Origin of the sequence: Cellulomonas sp. (genome assembly GCF_036279715.1) — a bacterium.
Lineage (GTDB): Bacteria > Actinomycetota > Actinomycetes > Actinomycetales > Cellulomonadaceae > Cellulomonas_A.
Genome location: NZ_DASUIR010000165.1, coordinates 1 through 10,744, shown reverse-complemented (window position 1 = coordinate 10,744; position 10,744 = coordinate 1). Strand labels below are relative to the sequence as shown.

Genomic DNA, 10,744 nt, shown 5'->3' with positions numbered 1-10,744 from the left:
ACCGGAACGCGCCCCGCTCGGCGCCCAGCCGCCGGTCGGTGCGTCCTCTCCGCCCGCATCGCGGGCCCGGGCCTTAGGAGCGCGCTCGTGCGGTGGACCGGCGCGCGCGGTGCGGGGATCGCAGCAGGCCTCGTGGCTGCGCTGGCGTTCGCCACGAGTGGCCCGGTCGTCAAGCCGCTGCTCGTCGCAGGCTGGAGCCCCGGCGCAGCCATCCTCGTGCGCCTGACGATCGGCGCGCTCCTGCTCGCGGGCCCCGCGCTGCTCGCGCTCAGGGGTCGCTGGGAGGTCCTTCGGGCGGCCTGGCCGACCGTGCTCGGCTTCGGGCTGCTCGGTGTGGCCGGGGCATCGACGCTCTTCTTCCTCGCGGTCGACCGGCTCCCCGTCGCCATCGCGCTGCTCGTCGAGTACACCGGCCCGCTGCTGCTGGTGGCGTGGGGCTGGATCCGTTCCCGCCGCCTCCCTTCGCGCACCACGCTCGTCGGCGCCGCGCTCGCGGCCGGCGGTCTCGTGCTCGTCCTCGACGTCACCGGTGCGCTCGACCCGGACCCGGTCGGACTCCTGTTCGCACTCGGGGCTGCGGTCGGGAACGCGGCCTACTTCGCGATCGTCGCCCGCCCGACCGACCTGCCGCCCGTGACGCTCGCCGGGGCAGGCATGCTGGTCGGGGCGCTCGCGGTCGGAGTCGTCGCGCTGGTGGGCGCGCTTCCCGTGGAGGCGCCCGACGTCCGAGTGGGCCTGCTCGGCTCCGAGGTGCACTGGATCGTGCCGTTGCTCGTCGTCGGCGCGGTGCCGACGGCGTTCGCCTACGGTGTCAGCGCCGTCTCTGTGCGCCTGCTGGGGGAGCGGGTGGCGTCGTTCCTCGCCCTGTCCGAGGTCCTGTTCGCCGTGCTGCTGGCGTGGGTGCTGCTCGGGGAGCGGCCGCTGCCGGTGCAGCTCGTCGGCGCGGGGCTCCTGATCGCCGGAGTCGCCGCCGTGCGGCGCGGAGCGGACCAGGAGGTCGTCGCGGGCGCTGCCCCAGCACCGCTCGTGTCGCGGCCAGCACCAGTCCTCGCCGGGCAGGGCTCGACCTCCGCGGGGTGAAGGCCTGCGGCGTGCAGTGATGGTGGGGCGTCGCGCGCGACCTCATGCCCGGACCGGCGCCGATCCGCCGGTATCGTCAGCACATGCAACTTGCCGACCTCCAGAACCGTGTCCGCATCGCGCTGACGACCACGATCGTCAACGAGTGGTCCCTGCTCAGCCTGGCCGCGGGCACGAGTCGCCCCAGCGAGCGGGCCGTGGCGTTCCACCTCGGCTGGTACCTGCGCCCGATGGTCGAGGAGACCTGGGACATCGACTGCGAGTACAACCGCTCGGGCATGCACCTGGAGGAGTCGGTGCGGCTCGTCGACGACGAGGGACGGCGCATCCCGGACCTGATCGTCCACCACCGCGGCAAGCTCGGGCCCGAGCACAACCTGCTGCTGCTCGAGCTCGCGACCGACCGCGCGGACGTGGACGTGGACAAGGCGGCCGCCGGCGACTTCGGGCGCGCACGTGCCCTGCAGGCCCGGTTCGGGTATCAGTACGCCGCCGTGCTGGACCTGCGGATCGGCGCGGCCGGTGCTGAGCAACCGGTCACGCCGCACTGGCAGTGGGCGGAGCACGACGGCGGCCCGGTCGACGCGGGCGACGTGTACGAGCCGGACGTGCTCGCGGAGATCATCGGGCGCGCCGAGAAGAGCCTGCCGAGATGACCCGACCCGCCCGGCGCGGCGGGGCTGCAACCTCTCACGAACAGGTGCATGCTGCCGATGTGCGCGACATGAGATCGCTCTCAGAGCCGGGTGCCAACCCGCTCGCCGCCGACCGCGACGACGCGCGCGACGCCGACCAGCAGGTTGCGCTCCTGCAGGCCCGGGTGCGTGACATGACGGTGCGGCTGAGCCTGGCGAACTTCCGGGCTCGCGGCTACGCCGACGTGTGGGGGATGGAGGCGGAGGCCCTCGTCTGGGAGGCGAACGCCGAGCGCATCCGCGCCGACCTGGCCGACCTGAGGGATCAGCTGGCTGCCCTGGGCGTCGTGCACCGCCTGGCTGCCTGAGGCGTCAGTCGAGCCCTCGCCGGGCGGCAATCCGCGGCATACTGCGCGGATGCTCATCGCTGCCGTTGTCCTCGCTGCCCTCGCCGGTGTCCTGCACGTGGGGATCTTCGTGATGGAGTCGGTGCTGTTCGACCGCCCGTCGATCCACACGCGGTTCGCGGTCCGCAGCCAGGACGTCCCGGTCGTCCGCCCCTGGGCGTACAACCAGGGCTTCTACAACCTGTTCCTCGGCATCGAAGCCGTCGTCGGCGCCGTCGTCGCGGCGAGCGGGCAGCGCGGGGTCGGGCTCGCGCTGGTCGTGGCCTCGTGCGGGTCGATGCTCGGAGCGGCGGTCGTGCTGGTCGCCTCGAAGCGCACGATGGCGCGGGCCGCCGCGACCCAGGGGACGCTGCCGCTGCTCGCGGTCCTGGCGGCCGTCGCGGCGCTGCTCGCATGAACGCCACGCCGGGTCACCTGGACCATCTGGCCGAGCTCGTCGTCCTCCAGGACGCGTTCGGTGCCACGATCAGCGGCGTCGACCCCGCCACCCCCGTCCCGTGGTGCGGTGACTGGCGTGTCAGCGACCTCGTCGAGCACCTCGCGCGGGTCCACCACTGGGCGGCCGCGAAGGCCCGCAGCACGCGGGAGAGGCCGCTCGGGCAGGGGCCGTTCGTGCTCGAGGACCTCTACCGCGACTGCGCCGCCGAGCTGCGGGACACCCTCGTCGAGCTCGGCCCGGACGCGATCGGATCGACGTTGCTGGGCCGGGGCCCGGCGTCGTTCTGGCGGCGCCGGCAGCTGCACGAGACGCTCGTGCACCTGTGGGACCTCCGCACGGCGGGTGGCCTCGAGCTCGACGTGCGGCCTGAGGTGTGGGCGGACACCGTCGACGAGGTCGTGACCGTGATGCAGCCGCGCCAGGTGAGCATGGGTCGCATGGCGCGTCTGCCGTCGGCGATCGAGCTCGCGGCGTCGGACGTCGACCGCACGTGGCGGCTCGACACCGCCGACGAAGGCCCGGCGACAGTCCAGGTGCGCGCGCCCGCATCCGTCCTTGCCCTGATGCTGTGGGGCCGCAGGTCGCCGGACGATGCGGACGTCGAGGTCTCGGGGGACGGTGACGTGCTCCGTGCGGCGCTCGTCGAGCCGATCACGCCCTGAGCCCCGCGCCGTGACCGCCACGCCCTGACCCCGGCGTCGCGGCCGCCGTCTCACCCGGTGCTGCACGCCCCCGTCGGGACGGCTGCCGTCAGGGTCTTGGCGGCGTCGACCCGGGCCGAGACCTCGTTCCAGACGAGCGCGTAGCCGACCCCGTCCTGGTTGACGGACTTCGCGAAGACGATGCCTCCGACCCGCCCGTCGGCGGTGATCAGCGGACCGCCGGAGTTGCCCGGCTGGATGTTGGCGTTGAGCTGGTAGACGGCGCGGCTGACCGAGCCCTGGCCGTAGATGTTCTGGCCCACCGCAGTCAGCGAGTCGACCACGACGGCGTCGTCCGCACGCAGCGGCCCACCGCCGGGATACCCGACGACGGCGCCACGGGTGCCCGGCGCGAGCGTGTCCGGGTCGGTGGCGAGCGCGGGAGCCTTGAGGTTCGACGCCCTGAGGACGGCGAGGTCCTCGTCGGGGTCGAAGAGGATCACGGTCGCGTCGTGCTGCCCGGCGGCGTCGACGACGGTAGGTCGCCGGACGCCGGCGACGACGTGCGCGTTGGTGACGACGACGCCCGGGGCGACCACGACGCCCGACCCCTCGACCTCCCCGCCGCACCCGGGCCCGACGAGCTGGACGACCGACTTCTCTGCGGTCGCCAGGACGGTGGCGTCGACCGGCCCGCCGGGCGTGACCGGCGTCGGGTTCGGCTCGCCGCCCAGGAACACGTTCGGGAAGCCGTTGGGGCTGATGATGCCCTTGAGGCGGGACACGAGGTCCGGCGGCGTCGGCAGCGCCGAGTTGAGCGCGCGGATGATCGGCGACGCCTGGACCTGCCGGCCGATCCCGTACGCCTCGACTGTGGTCAGCCCCGACGCGAGCAGCCAGGCGAGGAACAGGACCATGGCCGCCTGCAGCGCCGCCCCCAGGGTTCGCGTCACGGGGCCCAGGTGCAGCCGGTCGCTCGCCCGGTCGAACCGGCGTGCCGCGACGCTGCCGATGGCGCCGCCGATGAGCGAGAGCGCGAGCGTGGCGAGGACCGCGGACACCACCTTGCCGACCGGCGCGTCGATCGAGCGCATCACGAGCGGTGCGACGACCCGCACGCCGAGCAGGAAGCCGGCGACGTACCCGGCGGTCGGCAGCACGATCCGGCCGAGCCCCGCGCGATACCCGTGGACGGCGGCGAGCAGCATCAGGACGACGATGACCACGGTGACGACGTTCATGCCCGGCTCCGGGCGGGAGCGAGGACGGCGCGGCGCTCGACGGTCACGATCACGCGGTCAGCGTACGGGTGAGCGCTGTGGTCGGCAGGTCGGTGCGTTCAGCCGGCCGTCGTCGTGAAGCTCGCCGTCGGTCCGTACGTCGTGCCCTGCGAGCTCGACGCGACCCAGCGGTAGCGGTACGTGGTCTGTGCGGTCAGCCCGCTGAGCGTGAAGCGGACGGTCACCGCGGACGTCCCCGCCGCGACCGAGGTCCTGGCCGTGCTCTGGCCGAGCGCGGACGTCGGGCCCCACTCGACCCAGGTCGTCGTCGCGAGCCGGTGCGGGTCCACGCCCGCGCTCAGGACCGCGCCCGTCGCGGTGAGGCCGGTGACGTTGCTCCAGCTGAGGCTCGGCGCGCCGACGGTCCCGGCGGACCTGGCCAGGACGGTCGTCCCCGCGGCGGTCGTCGCCGTGACGCGCCAGTAGTAGCGGGTGCCCGGCGTGAGCCCGGACGCGGTGTAGCTCAGCTGCTGGGCCGACGTCGTCGCGGCGAGGTCGTAGCTCGGGCTCTTGCTGCCGTAGGCCGTCGTCGTGCCCCACTCGAACCGGGCGGTCCCGAGCAGGCCCGCGGGGTTCACCCAGGCGTACAGGCCCATCGACGTCGTGGTCACGTCCCGCTCGGAGCCCGTCACCACCGGAGCCGGTGCGGCGGTGACGGTACGGGTGTCGGTCGCGGTGTCACCGGTCGCGTCGGACACGACGAGCCGTGCGGTGAAGCTGCCGGCCGCGTAGGTGTGGGCGATCGCGGTGGGCGGCTGACCCTGCCCGGACGTCGAGGTGCCGTCACCGAGGTCGAGGGCCCAGCTGGTCACCCCGGAGGCCGTGCGGGAGCCGCTGCCGGTGCTGCGGGACGCGTCGAACGCGACGGTCAACGGGGCGCCACCCACCGTGGTCGAGGGCGTCAGGAGAGCGCTCGCCCGGCCGTGCGCGGCGGCGGTGTCCCCGGCGTCCACGAACCCCTGCAGGGCGGTGGCGGTCGAGTCCACGCGCCACGCGCAGCTCCCGGTCGCGTCGAACGCGGAGACCGCCTTGAGCTCCGGCCAGGACGTCGACATCGCCAGCGTCTCGCGGTACCAGTCCGCCCTGCGACCGGGATCGGCCGGGTCCTCGACCGAGCCCCACTCGGCGAGCATCAGGGGCTTGCCGTGCGACTGGGCCCACGTGCGGAACGGGCCCGCAGCCTGGGCCATGGACTGCCACGCGGCGGGTACCGACGGGGTGCACCCGTACCAGTTGTACGGGTCGAGGGCGAGCCAGTCGACGACGTCGTCCCCCGGGTAGAAGTCGCTCGCCGGGGTGCTCGCGGTCGCGGCGAAGCCGGTCGGGGTCATCACCCAGGTCCAGGCGGCGTTCGTGACCCCCTGCTGCCGGAACACCTCGACGTAGTGCCGCCACGCAGCGCGGAACTCGGCCGGGGAGCCGTACCCGGTCGCCATGTCCGGCTCATGCTGGAACACGAGGAACACGGGGACGCCCAGGGCTGCGACGGCCGTGGCCTGCTCGCGGATCCTGGCGTCCTGGTCGCCCGCGGCGATCGACGCCCACGAGAGCTTCGTGCCGTCGTCCTTCTTCGGCGTGATCGAGAGCACCGGGGTGCGGTCGCGCGCGACGGAGCGCAGCACGGCGTCCGGCATCAGGGGCGTGTCCCACCGGACGTAGAACCTGACGAGGTCGAGCTTGCGCCCGATCTGCTGCTCGAACGCACTCACCGAGGTCTCGACCTCTGTCGTCGTGTCCTGCTTGGCGACGAAGGCGCCGAACAGGAGACCGCTCGGCGGGGTCAGCTGCTCCGACGCGGTGGGGGTGCGAGCGCCACCGGTCGTCGCGGTGGCGGGCGTCGGGGCAGTCACGAAGGCGAGCGCGGCGAGCGCCACGACGAGGACGACGGCGGGGACGTCCAGGGCGGTGTGGAGAGGTGTGGCGGCTCGGGTGCGTCTCATGGCTCCGGGGCATCCGATCGGACGGGCCGGACCCGCAGGCGGTTCCGGGTGGTGCGGTCAACGGCGAGCCACGGTTCGTCCGGCTGGGGGCGTCTGCCGTGGCAGCCTTCCTATCGGCCGCCGGTGGCTCCCCATGATGCGCCTGGTGCACGCAGTCGCTGCCGCCGTCACGGCACCCGCACCCGCGTGCACACAACCTGCACGGGACCCGTCGGCAGGACCGCCACGCGTCGCACAGGCCGCTCCTAGGTTGGCCCCATGACCGATCCGCTCGTCCCCGCCGCGCACCTCCCCGTCGCCCCTCTCCCCGCCGCGCCCCTCCCCGGCACGACGACGCTGTCACCTGCGGTCATGGCGGCACCGCCCGGCAGGATCGGCCGCTCGCTCACGGAGTTCTGGTCGGCGTCACGACAGCCGGCGTCGAGCGGCACGCTGCTGGCCTGTGCGACCGTCGGCGTCGTGGGCGCGGCCCTCCTCGTCGGCCACCGGCTCGGGCTCGGCGCCGCTCTCGTGGGGCTCGCGGTCTGGGCGGCGGCCGCACCGGTGCTGGTCCGGCGACGAGCGGTGGGAGACCTCGTGACCGCCGGGCTGTCGATCGCCCTCGTCGCGGTGGTCGCGATCCGCGACGCGAGCTGGGTCGCGGCGCTGTGCCTGCTGACGGCGGCGCTCGTGGGGGCCGTCGCGGCGACGTCGGCGCGGTCCGCGCCCGCCGTGGTGCTCAGTGCGCTCAGCTGGGCGGCGGGCGCGTTCCGTACCGTGCCGTGGGTCACGGGCGGGGCCGCGACGCTCGTCGGCTCACGGCGGGGTCGGGTGCTCGCGGCGCTGCGCAGCGTCGCGGTGACGGTCGTGCTGCTCGTGGTCTTCGGCATGCTCTTCGCGAGTGCCGACACCGTCTTCGCGAGCTATGTGCCCCGCGTGGACCTCGGGCTGCTGCCGGGCCAGGTGGTGGTCGGGGTTCTCGTGGCACTCGTGGCGGCGACGCTCGCCGACCTCGCCGTGGCCCCGCCCGGGTGGTCGGACGCCGAGCTGCCGCCGGGCAGGCCCGCACCGCGCGGCGAGTGGCTGCTGCCCGTGCTGGCCCTCGACGCGCTGGTGCTGGCGTTCGTGCTCGTGCAGGTCGGAGCCCTGCTCGGTGGACACCGCCACGTGCTGGAGACATCTGGCCTGACCTACGCCGAGTACGCGCGGCAGGGGTTCGCCCAGCTCGTCGTCGTCACCGCGCTGACCCTGGTGGTCGTCGCCGTGGCCGCGCGCCGTGCACCCCGCGCCTCCGCACGGGACCGGCTGATCTCCCGGGTCGCGCTGGGGGTGCTGTGCGTGGCCACCCTCGGGGTCGTGGCCTCCGCGCTGCGGCGCATGAGCCTCTACATGGACGCGTTCGGTCTGACCCGGCTGCGACTGTTCGTGGTGGTGGTCGAGGTGGTGCTCGCCGTCGTCCTCGTGCTGGTGCTGGTGGCGGGGGTGCGCTGGCGTGGCGGGTGGCTGCCGCGCGTCGTCGTCCAGGTGGTTGCCGTGGCGATGCTCGGACTGGCGCTCGTGAACCCGGACGCGCTCATCGTCCGGTACAACGCCGCCGCAGAGCGCGACGCCTCGCTCGTCGTCGGGCTCGACGTCGGATACCTGCAGGGACTCTCCGCCGACGCTGTCCCGGAGATCGCCCGGCTGGAGGAGCCGCTGCGGTCGTGCGTGCTCGAGCGCGTCGTCGTCGAGGCCTCCCCCGGCGTGGCGGACTGGAACCTCGGCCGCGCACGCGCCGCGCAGGTGCTGGGCAGCACGGACCTGACGGCCGGCACGGCCTGCGCCGACGACGCCATCACGCGGCCCTGACCTAGACGGTCACGCCCTCCATGTCCGCGGTGTACGTCCCGTGGCGTGCGGCGCCGTTGAGGTGGGCACGGTGGAGCAGCGCGGCCTGGGCTGCTGCGCGATTGCCGTCGTCGCCGGCCCACGCCTTGAGGACCGGGGCCTGCAGAGCGCGCCCGAACGAGAAGCTGAGCTCCCACGGCTGGGGCCCGCGCCTGTTGAGCGCGTCCAGGCGTGAGGTCGCCTGCTCGTCGGTCTGACCGCCCGAGAGGAACACGATGCCGGGCACCGCGGCAGGCACGGCCTGGCGCAGCACGGCGATCGTCGCGTCGGCGATCACGTCGTCGCTGACCTGGTCCGGGCAGTCCTTGCCGGGCAGCACCATGTTGGGCTTGAGGAGGGTCGCCTCGAGGACGACGCGGTGGCGGGCGAGCTCGGCGTACACGGCCCGAAGGGTCGTCACGGTGACCTCGGCGCAGCGGGCGAGGTCGTGCGACCCGTCCATGAGCACCTCGGGCTCGACGATCGGGACGAGACCGGCCTCCTGCGCGAGCGCGGCGTAGCGGGCCAGCGCGTGGGCGTGCGCCTCGATGCACGGCGTCGTCGGGCGCCCGTCGCCGATCCGGATGACCGCGCGCCACTTGGCGAACCGTGCGCCCAGCGCGGCGTACTCGGTCAGCCGGTCCCGCAGACCGTCGAGCCCCTCGGTGATGACCTCGTCGGGGAAACCGGCGAGCGGCTTCGTGCCGCCGTCGACCTTGATGCCGGGGATGACGCCCTGGCGGCGCAGGACCTCGGCGAACGGCGTGCCGTCGGCGGCCTTCTGCCGCAGCGTCTCGTCGAAGAGGATCACACCGCTGATCGCGTCGCCGATCCCCGCGGTCGTGAAGAGGATCTCGCGGTACGCCCGGCGCGTCTGCTCGGTCGACTCGACACCGATACCGGCGAGTCGCTTCGCGATCGTCGGCGCGCTCTCGTCGGCAGCGAGGATCCCCTTGCCGGGTGCGACCAGCGCGCGCGCGGTCTGGGTCATGGCGTCGAGGTTCATCGTGCGCTCACCTTCTCGGCTCGCCTCTGACCTCTGACCAGCGAGCCTGGTGAGGCCGGCGAGTGGCGTTGGTCCCAGTCTGTCCCTGTCGCTTCCCGGGCGCAGCGTCACGGATGCGGCGCTGCGCGACTACCTCAGTACCTCGAATCGAGGTACTATGCCACATGCGCTCCTCTCGGACAGACGTCGTGCTCGGCTGTGCTGCCACGCTCAGCATGGGTGTGCCCTTCCTCCTGATCGCCGTGGCGCAGCGCGCCATGTCGACTCCCGCGATGGCCGCCGTGCGGGTCGTGCTCGCCGCGGCGACCCTCATGCTCGTGCTGGCCCGTCGTCCCCGGGGCATGCTCGAGGAAGCCCGCGCTGCGACGACGCGTCACCCGGTGGCGCTCAGCGTCGTCGCACTGACCGCCGCTGTGGCGCCGAACCTGCTCATCGGCGCCGCAGAGAGGGTTGTTCCCACAGGCACGGTCTCCGTGATGCTGTCGACGACGCCGCTCTGGATCGCCGTGGGCGCCGCGCTCACGCGGTCGGGTGAACGCTTCGGGACCCAGCAGTGGATCGCCGCGCCGCTCGCGCTCGTCGGCGTCGGGTGGGCGTCGAGGGCTGCGACGCCATCTGGCGCCTGGCTCTGGTGCCTGCTGCCCTTGGCCGCCGCCCTCTCCTATGCCGTCGCGAACCTCGTGATGCGTCGGTACCTTGCGGACGTCCCTGCGCTGATCGTGACGACCGCGGAGATGGTGGTGGCCTCCGCGGTGCTCGTACCGATCGCGGCAGCGCACCCGGGACAGCTCCGATGGCAGCCGGCGGCGTGGGCGGCCGTCGCAGCAGCCGGTATCGGATGTTCCGGGCTGGGCTGGTTGGCCAATACGGCGTTGGTGCAACGGGTGGGCCTGAGTCGCGCCTCGATCGTCTCCTACACCAGCGTCGTCGTCTCCGTCCTGCTGGGTGCCCTCATCCTGGGCGAGCCGCTCACCGGGCGGGTGCTGAGCGGCACAGCGATCCTTGTTGTCGCGGTGGTCGTCTTCGCCTGGACGCGACCGCTCGCCATAGGCTCGGCAAGAATGCTCAGATGATCGAGTTCTGCATCCTCGGCTTCCTCGCCGAGGCTCCGTTGCACGCCTACGCGCTGCGCCGCCGGATCACTGCCCTCATCGGCCACGTGAGGCCGTTGAGTGACGGCGCCCTGACTCCCGCCCTGCGACGACTTGAGGCCAGAGGGCTCATCAGCGGCCACGATGCCCGCGGAGAGCGCGGCCCGGCGCGCCGCGTCTTCGAGCTGACCGACACCGGCCGTGCCGAGCTCCGTCGGCGCCTGGCCGACCCTGATGGCGTCGACATCACCGACCGAAGCCGCTACTTCACCCTCCTGGCGTTCCTGCACGAGCTCGACGACCCGACCGGGCAGCGCGCCGTTCTTGAGCGTCGCGTGGCCTTCCTGGAGCAGCCTTCTCGTGGGTTCTTCGTGGCCGAG

At 73.4% G+C, this 10,744-nt stretch carries 11 protein-coding genes; 8 read left to right on the top strand and 3 right to left on the bottom strand.

What is annotated here, in order from left to right:
- Window positions 1–87 precede the first annotated feature (87 nt).
- From VFW79_RS15560 to VFW79_RS15540, 5 genes are all read left to right on the top strand, one after another.
- Window positions 88–1,080, top strand: coding sequence for an EamA family transporter (locus tag VFW79_RS15560; protein ID WP_414648003.1), 993 nt, complete (start codon window positions 88–90; stop codon window positions 1,078–1,080).
- Between the two features lie 83 nt (window positions 1,081–1,163).
- On the top strand, window positions 1,164–1,736 hold the full coding sequence (locus VFW79_RS15555; protein WP_329678198.1) for a hypothetical protein: 573 nt from the start codon (window positions 1,164–1,166) through the stop codon (window positions 1,734–1,736).
- A gap of 68 nt (window positions 1,737–1,804) precedes the next feature.
- Window positions 1,805–2,083 carry a hypothetical protein gene (locus tag VFW79_RS15550; protein ID WP_329678197.1) on the top strand — a complete coding sequence of 93 codons (279 nt, stop codon included), beginning with the start codon at window positions 1,805–1,807 and terminating at the stop codon, window positions 2,081–2,083.
- A 49-nt stretch (window positions 2,084–2,132) separates the two neighbouring features.
- Window positions 2,133–2,519 carry a DUF1304 domain-containing protein gene (locus tag VFW79_RS15545; protein WP_329678196.1) on the top strand — a complete coding sequence of 129 codons (387 nt, stop codon included), beginning with the start codon at window positions 2,133–2,135 and terminating at the stop codon, window positions 2,517–2,519.
- Entirely contained in the window at window positions 2,516–3,223 is a 708-nt protein-coding gene (locus VFW79_RS15540) for a maleylpyruvate isomerase family mycothiol-dependent enzyme (RefSeq protein ID WP_329678195.1), read from the top strand. The genes VFW79_RS15545 and VFW79_RS15540 overlap by 4 nt, the downstream gene beginning before the upstream one ends.
- Window positions 3,224–3,273: 50 nt before the next feature.
- On the opposite strand, the gene VFW79_RS15535 is transcribed toward VFW79_RS15540, so the two are convergent.
- Both VFW79_RS15535 and VFW79_RS15530 read right to left on the bottom strand, forming a co-directional pair.
- Window positions 3,274–4,443: a MarP family serine protease gene (locus tag VFW79_RS15535; RefSeq protein WP_329678194.1), complete on the bottom strand. Its 1,170-nt coding sequence runs from the start codon at window positions 4,441–4,443 to the stop codon at window positions 3,274–3,276.
- A gap of 98 nt (window positions 4,444–4,541) precedes the next feature.
- Window positions 4,542–6,422, bottom strand: a complete 1,881-nt coding sequence (locus VFW79_RS15530; RefSeq protein ID WP_329678193.1) for a PKD domain-containing protein — start codon at window positions 6,420–6,422, stop codon at window positions 4,542–4,544.
- Between the two features lie 258 nt (window positions 6,423–6,680).
- Between VFW79_RS15530 and VFW79_RS15525 the strand changes: the two genes are divergently transcribed.
- The gene (locus VFW79_RS15525; protein ID WP_329678192.1) at window positions 6,681–8,249 is read left to right on the top strand and encodes a DUF4173 domain-containing protein; all 1,569 of its coding nucleotides are present in this window, start codon (window positions 6,681–6,683) and stop codon (window positions 8,247–8,249) included.
- Window position 8,250: 1 nt separating this feature from the next.
- Here the strand turns inward: VFW79_RS15525 and VFW79_RS15520 are convergent, their stop codons facing one another.
- Complete coding sequence (locus VFW79_RS15520) at window positions 8,251–9,273, bottom strand: class I fructose-bisphosphate aldolase (RefSeq protein ID WP_329678191.1); 1,023 nt, start codon at window positions 9,271–9,273, stop codon at window positions 8,251–8,253.
- Window positions 9,274–9,437: 164 nt separating this feature from the next.
- Here VFW79_RS15520 and VFW79_RS15515 point away from each other — a divergent pair, with 164 nt between their 5' ends.
- Entirely contained in the window at window positions 9,438–10,346 is a 909-nt protein-coding gene (locus VFW79_RS15515) for a DMT family transporter (protein WP_329678190.1), read from the top strand.
- Window positions 10,343–10,744: PadR family transcriptional regulator (locus VFW79_RS15510; protein WP_329678189.1), on the top strand; the 402-nt coding region annotated here is incomplete at its 3' end. The genes VFW79_RS15515 and VFW79_RS15510, both read left to right, overlap by 4 nt.